General features: G+C 72.3%; 12 protein-coding genes. 5 read left to right on the top strand and 7 right to left on the bottom strand.

The annotated features are described in order from the left end of the window. Nucleotides 1-106: 106 nt before the first annotated feature. The 3 genes from I2W78_RS16600 (at nucleotide 107) to I2W78_RS16590 (ending at nucleotide 3,013) form a co-directional block, all read left to right on the top strand. Entirely contained in the window at nucleotides 107-1,651 is a 1,545-nt protein-coding gene (locus I2W78_RS16600; protein WP_196460747.1) for an MDR family MFS transporter, read from the top strand. A 429-nt stretch (nucleotides 1,652-2,080) separates the two neighbouring features. Continuing rightward, the gene (locus tag I2W78_RS16595) at nucleotides 2,081-2,515 is read left to right on the top strand and encodes a helix-turn-helix transcriptional regulator (RefSeq protein ID WP_230885475.1); all 435 of its coding nucleotides are present in this window, start codon (nucleotides 2,081-2,083) and stop codon (nucleotides 2,513-2,515) included. A gap of 60 nt (nucleotides 2,516-2,575) precedes the next feature. Beyond that, nucleotides 2,576-3,013, top strand: a complete 438-nt coding sequence (locus I2W78_RS16590) for a VOC family protein (protein ID WP_196460745.1) — start codon at nucleotides 2,576-2,578, stop codon at nucleotides 3,011-3,013. A 21-nt stretch (nucleotides 3,014-3,034) separates the two neighbouring features. Here I2W78_RS16590 and cseC read toward each other — a convergent pair whose 3' ends face one another. From cseC to I2W78_RS16565, 5 genes are all read right to left on the bottom strand, one after another. Continuing rightward, nucleotides 3,035-4,381, bottom strand: coding sequence for a two-component system sensor histidine kinase CseC (cseC, locus tag I2W78_RS16585; protein WP_196460743.1), 1,347 nt, complete (start codon nucleotides 4,379-4,381; stop codon nucleotides 3,035-3,037). A 20-nt stretch (nucleotides 4,382-4,401) separates the two neighbouring features. Next, nucleotides 4,402-5,112 carry a two-component system response regulator CseB gene (gene cseB / locus I2W78_RS16580; protein ID WP_196460741.1) on the bottom strand — a complete coding sequence of 237 codons (711 nt, stop codon included), beginning with the start codon at nucleotides 5,110-5,112 and terminating at the stop codon, nucleotides 4,402-4,404. Nucleotides 5,113-5,221: 109 nt separating this feature from the next. Continuing rightward, nucleotides 5,222-5,914, bottom strand: a complete 693-nt coding sequence (locus tag I2W78_RS16575) for a hypothetical protein (RefSeq protein WP_230885474.1) — start codon at nucleotides 5,912-5,914, stop codon at nucleotides 5,222-5,224. Continuing rightward, nucleotides 5,902-6,450 carry a SigE family RNA polymerase sigma factor gene (locus I2W78_RS16570; RefSeq protein WP_196460739.1) on the bottom strand — a complete coding sequence of 183 codons (549 nt, stop codon included), beginning with the start codon at nucleotides 6,448-6,450 and terminating at the stop codon, nucleotides 5,902-5,904. The genes I2W78_RS16575 and I2W78_RS16570 overlap by 13 nt, the downstream gene beginning before the upstream one ends. Before the next feature lie 300 nt (nucleotides 6,451-6,750). After that, the gene (locus I2W78_RS16565) at nucleotides 6,751-7,734 is read right to left on the bottom strand and encodes an A/G-specific adenine glycosylase (RefSeq protein WP_196460737.1); all 984 of its coding nucleotides are present in this window, start codon (nucleotides 7,732-7,734) and stop codon (nucleotides 6,751-6,753) included. A gap of 239 nt (nucleotides 7,735-7,973) precedes the next feature. On the opposite strand from I2W78_RS16565, the gene I2W78_RS16560 reads away from it, so the two are divergent. Beyond that, nucleotides 7,974-8,828: a hypothetical protein gene (locus tag I2W78_RS16560; RefSeq protein ID WP_196460735.1), complete on the top strand. Its 855-nt coding sequence runs from the start codon at nucleotides 7,974-7,976 to the stop codon at nucleotides 8,826-8,828. A 137-nt stretch (nucleotides 8,829-8,965) separates the two neighbouring features. Here I2W78_RS16560 and disA read toward each other — a convergent pair whose 3' ends face one another. Further along, entirely contained in the window at nucleotides 8,966-10,090 is a 1,125-nt protein-coding gene (gene disA / locus I2W78_RS16555; RefSeq protein ID WP_196460733.1) for a DNA integrity scanning diadenylate cyclase DisA, read from the bottom strand. 80 nt (nucleotides 10,091-10,170) lie between these two features. Next, complete coding sequence (radA, locus tag I2W78_RS16550) at nucleotides 10,171-11,580, bottom strand: DNA repair protein RadA (protein ID WP_196460731.1); 1,410 nt, start codon at nucleotides 11,578-11,580, stop codon at nucleotides 10,171-10,173. Between the two features lie 250 nt (nucleotides 11,581-11,830). Between radA and I2W78_RS16545 the strand changes: the two genes are divergently transcribed. Next, complete coding sequence (locus I2W78_RS16545) at nucleotides 11,831-13,576, top strand: BACON domain-containing protein (protein ID WP_196460729.1); 1,746 nt, start codon at nucleotides 11,831-11,833, stop codon at nucleotides 13,574-13,576. The last annotated feature ends 18 nt before the right edge of the window (nucleotides 13,577-13,594 follow it).

The following is a 13,594-nucleotide window of genomic DNA, read 5'->3' as shown; positions in this document are numbered from 1 at the left end:
GCTTCCTGGCAACTCCCTGGCAAAGTGAAACTTACTTGACGCCCGGCTAGTTTGCGAGCTACGTTCGCGCGGTAGCTAGCCGGGCGGCAAGTAAGTTGGGGGAGCGGTGCAAGAGGGGAAGCAACCGAAGAGCGTGCGGGTCGTCCTGCTCGCCCTGATGATCGCGATGATGCTCGCGATGCTCGACAACATGATCATCGGTACGGCGATGCCGACGATCGTCGGCGAGCTGGGCGGTCTGGAACACCTGTCGTGGGTGGTGACGTCGTACACCCTTGCGACCGCGGCCTCCACCCCGATCTGGGGCAAGCTCGGCGACCTGTACGGGCGCAAGGGCGTCTTCCTGAGCTCGATCGTGCTCTTCCTGATCGGATCCGTGCTCAGCGGCATGGCCCAGGACATGGGCCAGCTGATCGCCTTCCGGGCCGTGCAGGGACTCGGCGCCGGCGGGCTGATGGTCGGCGTGATGGCGATCATCGGTGACCTGATACCGCCCCGGGAGCGCGGCAAGTACCAGGGCATGATGGCCGGCGTCATGGCGCTGGCGATGATCGGCGGACCGCTGGTCGGCGGCACCATCACCGACCACTGGGGCTGGCGCTGGACCTTCTACATCAACCTGCCGCTCGGCGCGGTCGCGCTGGTCGCCATCAGCGCCGTACTGCACCTGCCGAAGAAGCGGTCCGAGGCCCGGATCGACTACCTGGGCGCCGCGCTGCTGACCGTCGGCATCACCGCGATCGTGCTCGTCACCACCTGGGGCGGCACGGAGTACGCCTGGACGTCCGCGGTGATCATGGAGCTGATCGGTATCGGTGTCGCCGCGCTGGTCGGGTTCGTGTTCTGGCAGGCCCGTGCCGCCGAGCCGATCCTGCCGCTGCACATCTTCCGCAGCCGGAACTTCACACTGATGTCCGTGATCGGATTCATCGTCGGCTTCGTGATGTTCGGCGCGACCCTGTTCCTGCCGCTGTACCAGCAGTCGGTGCAGGGCGCGTCCGCGACCAACTCCGGGCTGCTGCTCCTGCCGATGCTGGGCGCGATGCTCGTCACGTCGATGGTGGCCGGGCGGGTGACCACGCAGACCGGGCGGTACAAGGCGTTCCCGGTGCTGGGCGGTGCGCTGCTGGTCGTCGGGCTGTATCTGCTGTCCCTGATGGACACGGAGACCTCGCGGCTGACGTCCGGTGTGTACATGGCCGTGGTCGGGCTCGGCATGGGCTGCCTGATGCAGATCACCATGCTGGTCGCGCAGAACAGCGTGGAGATGAAGGACATGGGCGTCGCGTCCTCCTCCACCACCCTCTTCCGCACCCTCGGCTCCTCCTTCGGCGTCGCGATCATGGGCGCGCTCTTCAACCACCGGGTCCAGGACGTCATGGCCGAGCGGGCCGGCGCGCTGGGCTCGAAGGTGACCGAACAGTCCGCCCAGCTGGACGCCGCGGGCCTGGCCCAGTTGCCGGCGGCGGTCCGGGAGGCCTACCAGCACGCGGTGTCCGCGGGGACGCACGGGGCGTTTCTGCTGGGCGCGGCGGTGGCCGTGCCGGCGCTGGTCGCGGCGGTGTTCGTGAAGGAGGTGCCGCTGAAGGGGGCGGGCCCGAAGACGGAGGAGGCGGGGGCGACCGCGGCTCCGGTGAGCGAGGCGGTGTGACGGCGGGATGCCGGGTGGGTCATTGGCTGGGCGAGGCTGTTTGACGCCGGGTGGGTCATTGGCTGGGCGAGGTCGTCTGACATCGGGTGGATGATCGGCTGGGCGAGGTCGTCTGACATCGGGTGGATGATCGGCTGGGCGAGGCCGTCTGACATCGGGTGGATGATCGGCTGGGCGAGGCCGTGTGGTGCCGGGCGGGTCATTGGCTGGGCGGGCCGTGTGGTGCCGGGCGGGTGATCGCCTGGGCGGGCCGTGTGGTGCCGGGCGGGTCATTGGCTGGGCGGGCCGTGTGACGCCGGGTGGGTCATCGGCTGGGCGAGGCCGTCTGACATCGGGCCGGTGATCGACTGAGTGGGGGCGTCTGGCGTCGGGCCGGTGCTTGGCATCGGCGTCGGCGTTGATGTCAGTGCCGCGTGTCACCATCGGCTCATGGACAAGATGCGCCAGCTGCGGCTGGCGAAGGACGCGATGGACCGCGACTGGGCCGACCCCGCACTCGACCTGGACGCGGTCGCCGCGCACGCCGGGTACTCGCGGTACCACTTCGTCCGTGCCTTCAAGGAGGCATACGGCGAGACACCCGGCCAGTACCTCACCCACCGCCGGATCGAGCGGGCCGAGGAACTGCTGCGCGCCGCCGACCTCACCGTCACGGAGATCTGCCACCTGGTCGGCTTCAGCAGCCTCGGCACCTTCTCGACCCGCTTCAAGACGCGCACCGGGCTGACCCCGAGCGAGTACCGGACCAAGCACGTCGGCAGCGGCGCCGCCCTGATACCCGGCTGCTACGCGATGCTCTGGGCCGGCGGCTTCCCGCGCCGCACGCCCGCCGACCAGGACCGCAATTCTGGAGAAGCGCCCTGAGCCGTGCCCTGCCTACGGTGGCGAACACAAGCCGTTACCGACAAGCAGGAGAGCAGAGCCATGATCACCGGCCTGGGCATCAGCACCGTATGGACCTTCGACCAGCAGCGCACCAAGGCCTTCTTCACCGAGAAGCTCGGGTTCGAGGTGCGCAGCGAGGTCCCCATGGGCGACATGCGGTGGGTCACCGTCGGTGCCAAGGAGCAGCCGGACGTGGAGCTGGCCCTGATGAGCCTGGACGGGCCCGGCCTCGACGCCGAGTCCTCCGAGGCGCTGAAGAAGCTGGTCAGCAAGGGTGTCATCGGCGCGGGCGCGTTCCGGACGGACGACTGCCGGGGTGACTACGAGACGTTCCGGGCGCGCGGGGTGGAGTTCCTCCAGGAGCCGCAGGAGCGGCCGTACGGCGTCGAGGCGATCTTCCGGGACGACAACGGCAACTGGTACTCGCTGACCCAGCGCAGCGAGGAGCTGGACTTCTCGAAGGACTTCGGCTGCTGAGCCACCCCCCGGGGTCCGGCCCTAGTCGGCCAGCATCGGATAACTCCCCGTGTTCGTCGGCGCGTGTTCCGGCAGCCACAGGACGGCGACGGCGCCCTCGGCCGGTATGTGGTCGGCGGCGCCCGGGGGGCGGACGTTGCGGAAGGTCAGGCGGGCGCCCAGCACCCTCGCCTGGCCGGCCGCGATGGTCAGGCCCAGGCCGTGGCCGACACCGGCGCGGTCCTTGCTGCCGGTGCGGAACCGGCTCGGGCCCTCCGCCAGCAGGTCCTCGGGAAACCCCGGCCCGTGATCGCGGACGCGGATGACCCGGCCCTCGACGATGACCTCTATGGGCGGCCTGCCGTGCCGGGCGGCGTTGGCGAGCAGGTTGAACAGCACGCGCTCCAGCCGGCGCGGGTCGGTCGTCACCTCCGACTCGTGCACCACCTGTACGCCGATCTCGGCGTCCTTCGCCGCCACCCGCCGGGCGACGAACTCGCCCAGCATGATGTCCTGCAGCTCGGCCCGCTCGGAGGCCCCGTCGAGGCGGGCCACCTCCAGCACGTCCTCGACGAGCGTGCGCATGGCCTTCGCCCGGTCCAGCACCAGCTCGGTCGGGCGGCCCGGCGGCAGCAGCTCGGCGGCGGTCAGCAGCCCGGTCACCGGGGTGCGCAGCTCGTGCGCGATGTCGGCGGTGACCCGGCGTTCCGCCTCCAGCCGCTGCTGCAGCGTGTCCGCCATCGCGTCCACGGCCCGTGCCAGGTCGTCGGTCTCGTCCCGGACGACCCCGCCGATGGCCTCGCGCACCCGCACGTCCGGCTCACCCTTGGCGACCTGGTGCGCGGCGGAGGCCGCCTTGCGCAGCCGGCGCGACAGCTGGCCCCCGATGAGCACACCGAGCGCACTGCCGCCGAGGACCACCGCGATGGAGCCGATGACGAGGGCCTGGTCGAGGTCCTTGAGGATGTCCGTGCTGCGGTCGGTGAACCCGGTGTGCAGGGACAGCACATGCCCGTCCTTGAGCGGCACCGCCGCCCAGATGTCCGGCCCGCCACCCGGCTTGTCGGTCACATACGTCGCCCGGCGCCCGGCCTCGACCTTCGCCCGCAGCGCGGACGGAAGGTCCGGGTCGTCGATCTTGATGTCGGGGAAGTTGGGCCGCCCGGACAGCTCGTAGTTGCGCTGGGCGATCTGCACCCGCTCGTCGGCGAGGTCGCGCGCGTTGTCCAGCATCGAGACCCGGGCGGCGTTGTGCACGACCAGGCTGAGCACGATCGCGACCAGCGCACCGACCAGCGTGATCGCCGCGCTGAGCTTCCATCTGAGTCCCGTACGGATGCCCGTGCGCCGCACGCGCGCCCCGACCAGGCGCCGGGTGATCCCCCGCATCGACGTGTCCCGCCCCGCCCTCAGGGCTTCAGCTTGTAGCCGAAGCCGCGGACCGTCTCGATCCGGTCCTGACCGATCTTCGTACGCAGCCGCTGCACATGGACATCGACCACACGGGTGTCCCCGCCCCAGCCGTAGTCCCACACGCGCTCCAGCAGCTTGTCCCGGGACAGCACCGTGCCGGGCGCGGAGGAGAACTCCAGCAGCAGCCGCATCTCGGTCGGCGTGAGTGCCACCGGCCGGCCTGCCTTGCGCACCTCCATGCCCTCCGTGTCGACCTCCAGGTCCCCGAAGGTCAGCACCCCGCCGCCCGTAGCGGAGTCCGCCTCCTCCGGCCGGCCCGCCGCGCCGCCGCTCGCGTGCCCGAACCGGCGCAGCACCGCCCGGATCCGGGCGACCAGCACGGCACCGTCGAACGGCTTGGTCACGTAGTCGTCGGCGCCCGCCTCCAGGCCGAGGACCACGTCGATCGAGTCGGCCCGTGCCGACAGCATGATCACCGGAACGGTCGACTCGTCGCGGATACGGCGGCACAGGCTGACCCCGTCGAGGCCCGGCACCATGACGTCCAGCAGGGCGATGTCCGGCCGGTTCGCCCGGAACGCCTCCAGCCCCGACAGGCCGTCGGGCATGGCGGTGACCGCGAAGCCGTCCCGCTCCAGGGCGAGCTGGGTGGCCTCGCGGATGACGTCGTCGTCCTCGACGAACAGGACGTGGGTCTGGTCTGCCATCCGTGCTCTCAGTCCGTATCCGTTGGGGGCCGTTGGTTCTGGGGTCTGTTGGGTCTGGGACAGCTTGGTTGGGGCCGGTTGGGCCCGGGTCCGTCGGGCCCGTACTCGGTCAGTTGCTCTCGGGCGCCACGGTCGGCTCCGCCCCGACCACCGTGCTGTAGTCGTTGCGCGTGCGGTACTTCTCGGTGAAGCGGCCCTCCGTCCAGCGGTACGTGATCACGTTCTCGCCGGACGGGCTCGACACCGGGTCGCCCTTCTCGTACACCTGCTTGGTGACCACCAGGTCACCGCGGTCTATCTCGGCGTAGACCGGGGGCTCCTCCGCCCGGAAGACATTCTGGTAGCTACCGCCCTGCTCGCGATACACGTACGAGCCGACGCCGACGACGTCGGTGCAGGTCACGACGTTGACGACGACGTCCTCGACGGCCCCGCCGGTCAGATCGCCGTAGGACAGGTCGACCGGGTACTCGTCGGCGACGCACGGTTTCAGGCCGCGCTTCACGGCCGCCGAGACATGCGGATCGGACAGCAGCAGCTTGACGGCCGCGCCCCTGCTCAGGGTCCTGGACGGAGGCACCGCCGAGGCCTGGGCGGCCGGGCTCGCCGCCGAGGCAGCCACCGCGTCGTCATGCGCCGGACCCTCGTCCCGGGCACCGGTGCCGCCCGTGGCGCAGGCGGACAGTAAAAGGCTGAGGGCGGTGAGCACGGCCACCGCCGTGATCACCGCCTGCAAGGTGCCTCGGGCCGGGCTGGGCCCGGGGCCGGTGTCGACACCGGCCCTGCCGGTCAGGCCGCGCAACGCTCCCGCTCCTCACGCTCCAGCGCGCGTGCGTCCAGGTCGCGGGCCTCCAGCTCCTCCCGGAGCCGGGCGAGCGCCCGGTGCAGCGTGCTCTTGACCGTTCCGGCCGACATGCCGAGGGCGGCGGCCGTCTCCTCCGTGGACATCTGCTCCCAGTGTCGCAGCACCACCACGCTGCGCTGCTTGGGGGCCAGCACCTTCATGACGTCCATCAGCAGGGCGCGGTCCGCGTGCTGCTCCGAGGAGTCGTCCACGCACGCCTCCGGGAGCTGCTCGGTGGGCACCTCCTCCAGCTTGCGGGCCCGCCACCACTCGGTCCGCGTGTTGATCATGACCCGGCGCAGATAGGCGTCCGCGAGCCGCTTGTCGGCTATGCCGTCCCAGCGGCCGTACGTCCGGGCCAGTGCCGTCTGGAGCAGGTCCTGGGCGTCGACCGGGTCCGGGACCAGCCGGCGGGCACTGCGCAACAGCGCGTCCTGCCGGGTGCGGACGTACTCCTCGAACCCGAGCACCTCGCCCGCCTCGCGCTGCTCCATGATCAACCGCCTCCATCCCCGTTTTCTGCACCTGCGCCCCCCTGTCGGGCACAGAAATGAAGCTACGGAGGCGTTGTCACGGGGCTGTCCGAAGCAGCCTGCGGTGAACGCTCGGCTGTCCGTCGGTTGTGTAACGGAAGTAGGAAACGGTTAAAGGCGCAGCTCAGATGGGGTGGGTATGGGGTGATTTGGGTGCCGGGAGGGTGCCCTGCGCTGTGACGTGACTGTGCGCCGGACTGTGACGCGGCTGTGCGCCGGGCTGTGACGCGGCCGTGGCCCCGACTGCGACGCGGCTGTGCGTCAGCTCAGCGGCAGCCGGTACAGCCCGCCCGGCAGCGGCTCCACCAGACCGTCGGCGACCAGACCGTCCAGGGCCCGGGCGCGCTGGACCGGCTCGTGCCACACCCGGTCGAGGAGCGCCTGCGGAACGGGTGCGTGGGCCTCGCGCAGTACGGCGAGCAGCTTGCCGCGCACCTGGCGGTCCGTACCGGCGTACGTCTGGCCGCGCCGCGGCGGACCCTCGTGCTCCGGCTTGCCCGCCAGCCGCCACGCGCACTGCGCGGCGATCGGGCAGCGCTGGCAGCCCTCGTTCTTGGCCGTGCACACCAGCGCGCCCAGCTCCATCGAGGCGGCGGCCCAGCGGGCGGCGATCCCCTCGTCCTCCGGTAGCAGGGCCCGCGCCAGCCTGCGCTCGGCGGCCGTCGTCGCGTTCGGCGGGTACTGCGTGCCGGCGACCGCGCGGGCGAACACCCGGCGGACGTTGGTGTCGAGCACGGCATGCCGCTGCCCGTACGCGAACGACGCCACGGCCGCCGCCGTGTACTCCCCGATGCCGGGCAGCGCGAGGAGCTGGGCGTGGTCGGTCGGTACGTCGCCGCTGTGCCGTTCCGTTATGGCGACGGCGGCGCCGTGCAGGCGCAGGGCGCGGCGCGGGTAGCCGAGCCGGCCCCAGGCGCGGACGGCCTCGCCGGGGGCCTCCTTGGCGAGGTCGGCCGGGCGCGGCCAGCGGGCCAGCCACTGCTCGTAGACGGGCAGCACGCGGTTGACCGGGGTCTGCTGGAGCATGAACTCGCTGACCATCACGCCCCACGCGCCGGCCTCCGGCCGCCGCCAGGGCAGGTCGCGCGCGTGCTCGTCGAACCAGGCGATGACGGGGGAGTGGAGGTGTTCTCCGCGGATCTCGCCGCGGATCTCTCCACGGGTCTCTCCGGGGGTCTCTCCGCGTGGGGAGCCAGTGAGGGCCTCGGCGGGGCTGGTCTGCGGGGGCTTCGTGGGAGCAGTCATGGCAGTTCCGATCCTGCCACGTCGGTGCGGATCGACCGTGCTGCTGCGAAGCGTTTCGCGGGGCGGCGGGCCATGGCCAACGGTGTGCGGTTCGCGGTCGCGCGGGCCCGCCACTGTGCCCGGCGCACCCAACTGTCGTACGTCCGCAGGACGTTTCCGGGATGATGATCCGGAAAAGTTGTGGCTCCAGGCGGCGGGTGGGGCCAGTGAAGGCACCGATCTCTCGTACAGTTTGCGCCGTGGGATCTCTGCGCAATCCGGTCGGGCCGCTTCCCTCCTCCATCTACTGGCGACGGAGGGTGGTCATGCTGTCTGTGGTCGCCCTGCTGGCCCTGCTGATCACCTGGATCGTGACGTCGGGTGGCGGCGGCCGGAGCGGCAACGGCGCGAACGGCTCCGACGGCAAGAATCCCGCGCCCTCGATCACACCGGGGCCGTCCGGTTCCGGTCCCGCGATCACCGAAGCGCCGGGCGGGCGCGACGAGTCGGGCGACGAGGGCACCGGTGGGACCGGTAGCGGGGACGGTTCGGGGGACGGATCCGGCGACGGTACGGGTGACAGCTCCGGTGCGGGTTCGGGTGACGCCGGTGGGTCCGACGCCTCGGGCGGAGCCGCTTCCGGCGGTACGGCCGCGGGTGCCTCCGGCGGTGGTGTCGGTACGGGCGACACGCTGCCGGCCGGGTCCTCACTGCCCAACTGCACCGCCAACGCGGTGACGTTGACTCTGCGCAGCGTGCGCAACGCGTACTCGCCCGACGAGACGCCCGCGTTCCGGCTGACCGCGAAGAACACCTCCGGCAGTGACTGCAAGGTCGACCTCGGGCCGAAGAGCGCGGTGCTGACGGTCACTCAGGCGGCCGGCGACGACACGTACTGGTCGTCGGCGGACTGCCCCAAGGGTGCCGGGAGCTTGCTGTACCGGGTGCCGGCGGGGAGCAGCGTCACGTACACCGTGGAGTGGGACCGGAAGCCGAGCGCCCCGAAGTGCGGGACGCCTCCGGCGGGGGTGGCCGGGGCGGGGACGTATCTGTTGGAGGGGAAGTCGGCGGGGTTCGGGACGTTGCGGACGTCGTTTGTGCTGGATGCCGACTAGGCTCCGCCAGGTTCGGGTCCGCGGTGGCTGGTCGTCATCGCCGGGTGTGGGCTCGTCGTGGCTGGTCGCGCCCACGCGGCGGAGCCGCACATTGATACAGCCCCGCGCCCCCGACGGCGCTGCCCAGCCGTCCCGTACTAGACGTACCGCTCCAGGATCGACGACTCCGCCAGGCGTGACAGGCCCTCCCGTACGCTGCGTGCGCGGGCCTCGCCCACGCCGTCCACCGTCTGGAGGTCGTCGACGCTCGCGGCGAGGAGCTTCTGCAGGCCGCCGAAGTGCTCCACCAGGCGGTCGATGATGGCGCCCGGCAGCCGGGGCACCTTGGCCAGCAGCCGGAAGCCGCGTGGCGAGACCGCCGAGTCGAGCGCCTCGGGGGAGCCGGTGTAGCCGAGCGCCCGGGCCACCGTGGCCAGTTCGAGCAGTTCGGCGTGGCTGAGCGCGTCCAGCTCGGACAGTGCCTCGTCCACCGTGCGCGAACGCTTTGCGGTGGGTTCGGGGACGTAGTCCCGGACGACCAGCTCGCGCTCGGGCTCCACGCCCGCGATCAACTCGTCCAGCTGGAGCGCGAGCAGCCGCCCGTCGGTGCCCAGCTCCACCACGTACTCGGCGATTTCGGTCGCGATCCGGCGCACCATCTCCAGCCGCTGCGCCACCGCCGAGACGTCCCGGACCGTCACCAGGTCCTCGATCTCCAGCGCGGACAGCGTGCCCGCGACCTCGTCCAGGCGGAGCTTGTAGCGCTCCAGGGTCGCGAGGGCCTGGTTGGCGCGGGAGAGGATCGCCGCCGAGTCCTCCAGGACGCGGCGCTGGCCGTCGACGTAGAGGGCGATCAGCCGCATGGACTGGGAGACCGAGACCACCGGGAAACCGACCTGCTTGCTGACCCGGTCGGCCGTGCGGTGCCGGGTGCCGGTCTCCTCGGTCGGGATCGTGGGGTCGGGGACCAGTTGGACGCCCGCCCGGAGGATCTTCGACAGGTCGGAGGAGAGCACGATGCCGCCGTCGAGCTTGCACAGCTCCCGCAGCCGGGTCGCCGTGAACTCGACATCCAGGACGAAACCACCCGTGCACATGGCCTCGACGGTCTTGTCGGAGCCGAGCACGATCAGGCCGCCGGTGTTGCCGCGCAGGACCCGCTCCAGGCCGTCGCGCAGGGGCGTGCCGGGTGCCACGGCGCTCAGCGAGGCGCGCATCAGGCCATCGGAACCGGCACTCCCACCGGACTTTCCGGGAGCTGCTGCCCGGTCGTTGGCTGCCACTGCACTCCTCCGGTCGCAGGTTCTGGGGCGCTCCCGGATCCGCACTCGGTTCGTACGGACGGGCGAGACCAGGGCAAAGTCTACCGGCGGTCCTCCTCGTCCCGGGGGGCCTCTCGGCGACGGGAGCGGGGCAGCACCCTCAGGGCGTCCCCTATGTCCGCGACTTCCAGGACCTTCATGCCGGCCGGGATCTTGCCCGGGTCGCCCGGTACGAGGGCGTGCGTGAAGCCCAGCCGGTGCGCCTCCGCGAGCCTGCGCTGCACGCCGGTGACCCGTCTGACCTCGCCCGCGAGGCCGACCTCGCCGATCGCGACGAGGTTCTTCGGCAGCGGGGTGTCGCTGGCGGCGGAGGCCAGGGCAAGGGCGACGGCGAGATCGGCGGCCGGTTCGGACAGCCGCACGCCGCCGACCGTCGCCGAGTAGATGTCCCGCTTGCCCAGGGCGCTGATCCGGCCGCGCTGCTCCAGCACCGCCAGCATCATCGAGACGCGGGAGGTCTCCAGCCCGGACGTCGTGCGGCGAGGGGAGGGGATCTGGGAGTCGACCGTGAGCGCCTGGACCTCGGCCACCAGGGGGCGGCGGCCCTCCAGGGTGACGGTCAGGCAGGTGCCAGGGACCGGTTCGTCACGACGGGTCAGGAAAAGTCCGCTCGGGTCCGCAAGGCCCATGATGCCCTCGTCGTGCAGCTCGAAGCAGCCGACCTCGTCCGTCGTGCCGTACCGGTTCTTGACGCCTCGTACGAGGCGCAGGCGCGCGTGCCGGTCGCCCTCGAAGTGCAGGACGACGTCGACGAGGTGCTCCAGGAGGCGGGGGCCCGCGATCGCGCCGTCCTTGGTGACATGGCCGACCAGGAGCGTGGACATGCCGCGCTCCTTCGAGGCGCGGATCAGGGCGCCGGCCACCTCGCGGACCTGCGCCATGCCGCCGGGCGCGCCGTCGATCTCCGGGGAGGCGACCGTCTGTACCGAGTCCATGATCAGCAGTGACGGCTTCACCGCGTCCAAGTGGCCGAGGACGGCGGCCAGATCGGTCTCGGCGGCGAGATAGAGGTGGTCGTCGATGGCGCCGATGCGGTCGGCGCGCAGCCGGACCTGGCTCGCCGACTCCTCGCCGGTCACATAGAGGGTGCGGTGCTCGTCGCTCGCCGACTTGGCCGCCACATCCAGCAGCAGCGTCGACTTGCCGACGCCGGGCTCGCCCGCGACCAGCACCACCGCGCCGGGGACCAGGCCGCCGCCGAGCACCCGGTCCAGCTCGGGCACGCCGGTCGAACGGGCGGTCGCCTGCCGTCCGTCGACCTGCCCGATGGGCAGCGCGGACGTCGTGACGCGCCCCGGCGCCGTGGTCCGCACCGCGGGCGCGCCGTACTCCTCGATCGTCCCCCATGCCTGGCACTCGGGGCATCGACCGAGCCATTTGGCCGTCTGCCAGCCGCACTCGGTGCAGCGGTAGGACGGCCGGTCCTTGGTGGTCTTCGTACGGGCAGCCATGGACGAAACCGTAGCCGCCGGCACTGACAGCCGGGCGCCGGGCCGCCGATGAGCTACCTGCGCCGACCGGCGCTGAACTCCCCTTCGCGCCCGGCCGCGCGCCCGTACGCGCCCCGAACCGGCCACCCCGTCACGAACGAGCCCCGGAATACAGGGGTCCTGTCCCCTTATGAGGGATCGTTTCACCCGTACGGATTAAAAGTACTCAACGGGGCAGAAGCCACCACTCCCCGCCGCCTACGGTCGCCGGGTGATGAGCAGCAGCCCGGACACCACGACCCGCACCACCGGCGCCCATCGTGCGCGCCGCGATGCGCGTGACCGCGCTGCGGCCCGCACATTGGTGCAGCGGCCGCCCGCGCGCTACGAGCCGTATCTGGACGGTCTGTTCACGTACTGCCTGTCCGTGCTGTGCGACCACGACGCGGCCACCGCCGCCCTGGGCGAGGTCCTCGCGCTCGCCGAGCGCCGCGGCCAGCGCGCCCCGGAGGCCGCCGGTGACCGCCGGGCCTGGCTGTACGCGCTGGCCCGCTGGGCGTGCCTGTGCAAGCTGGCCGAGGCCAAGCAGAAACGTCAGGCCACGCACGCGGCGGGTCGCCCCGGCACCGAACGAAAACGTGGCGCGCGGTCCGCCGCGCCCCCCGTCTCCGACGAGGCGCACGAGCAGCGCCGCCGCGAACTCGCCCTGCTCGCCTGGCCAGAGGCCGCCGGCACCACTCCCGAGCAGCGCGAGGCGCTCGAACTGGCCGTGCGCCACCACCTGGCCGCCCACGAGGTCGCCGCCGTCCTCGGCACGGACCTGGCCGCCGCCCGCGACCTGCTCGCCTCCGCCGCCTGCGAGGTCGAACGCACCCGCGCGGCCCTCGCCGTCGTCGAGACCGGCGCCTGTCCGAGCGTCGCCCGCCTCACCGGCGACCACCAGCTGGTCCTCAGCACCGCCCTGCGCCGGGAACTGGTCCGGCACGTCGACGACTGCCCCCGCTGCCGCCGCACCGCCGAGCGCGCGCTCCCCGGCCGCTGGCCCGGCGCCGGTCCGACCCCCGCCCAGCTGCCCGTGCTGGAGGCGCCCCGTGCGGCCCTGCACATGGCCATGGCGCACCACCCGCGCGCGCGGGGCACCGCTCCCCGCTTCGACCGGCGCGGATTTCCGATGGACCCCAAGGACCGCGCCGCCCGCAGAGACCGCCTACGCGCGCGTGCCGTCACCACGACCGTCGTCGCCACCGTGGTGGCCGCCCCGGTGCTCGCACTGTGGTCCGCCTACCGGGGCGCGCCGATCACCGGTGAGGGCGCGGGCGGGCGCGGCGCCACCGCCAGCCGCGACGACGGCCCCGGCGCCCTCGACGGCGAGGCGGCGGGCGGCGGCTACGAGAACGCCGGCAACGCCAGCACCAGCCCCGGCAGCCGCTTCTCCAGGGGCAACAAGCCGGACGTGTCGGTGGAGGTCATCAGCGTCGCCGGCGCCGGTCAGAAGGGCGCGGGCCGGCTCCGGGTGGCGGCGGACAACACCGGCGACACCACCCTCATCACCCTCACCGCGTCCGGCTCCGCCCCCGTCCGCTGGTCCGCGAGCACGGCCGCCTCCTGGCTCTACCTGAGCCAGTCCTCGGGAACCCTCCACCCCGGCGAGACGTTGACGATCAAGGTGTACGTCGACCAGCTGCGCGAGCCGTCCGGTTACTGGAGCGCACGGGTGGCGATCTCACCCGCCGGCGCGATCGTCTCCATCCAGGGGTACGGCAGCGCCCCCACCCCGTCCGACCCCGGCCCCGCCCCGGACCCCCGGCCGAGCACCCCGGGCGACCCCGGCCATCCGACCCCGTCCGACCCAGACCCGACGCCCACGACCCCCGCCCCGCCCGATCCCACGCCGACCGACCCGACCACGCCGCCGCCCGACCCCGAGCCCACGCCCACCGCCTCGAACCCCTCCGACCCGGGCAGCCCGACGCCGCCGCCCAGCGACAGCGGCACCCCGAGCCCCAGCACGCCGTAGGCCTTGTCGAGCCGCCGC

It is taken from the genome of Streptomyces spinoverrucosus, assembly GCF_015712165.1.
GTDB classification, from domain to species: domain Bacteria; phylum Actinomycetota; class Actinomycetes; order Streptomycetales; family Streptomycetaceae; genus Streptomyces; species Streptomyces spinoverrucosus_A.
The sequence above is the reverse complement of the archived record's forward strand: the minus strand, read 5'-3'. Positions and strand labels throughout refer to the sequence as shown.

Coding starts and splice junctions, on each gene's coding strand:
- cseB (WP_196460741.1), bottom strand. CDS start 5,112: ATGGCAGACCAGACCCACGTCCTGTTCGTCGAGGACGACGACGTCATC.
- I2W78_RS16590 (WP_196460745.1), top strand. CDS start 2,576: ATGATCACCGGCCTGGGCATCAGCACCGTATGGACCTTCGACCAGCAG.
- cseC (WP_196460743.1), bottom strand. CDS start 4,381: ATGCGGGGGATCACCCGGCGCCTGGTCGGGGCGCGCGTGCGGCGCACG.
- I2W78_RS16565 (WP_196460737.1), bottom strand. CDS start 7,734: ATGACTGCTCCCACGAAGCCCCCGCAGACCAGCCCCGCCGAGGCCCTC.
- radA (WP_196460731.1), bottom strand. CDS start 11,580: ATGGCTGCCCGTACGAAGACCACCAAGGACCGGCCGTCCTACCGCTGC.
- I2W78_RS16570 (WP_196460739.1), bottom strand. CDS start 6,450: ATGGAGCAGCGCGAGGCGGGCGAGGTGCTCGGGTTCGAGGAGTACGTC.
- I2W78_RS16595 (WP_230885475.1), top strand. CDS start 2,081: ATGGACAAGATGCGCCAGCTGCGGCTGGCGAAGGACGCGATGGACCGC.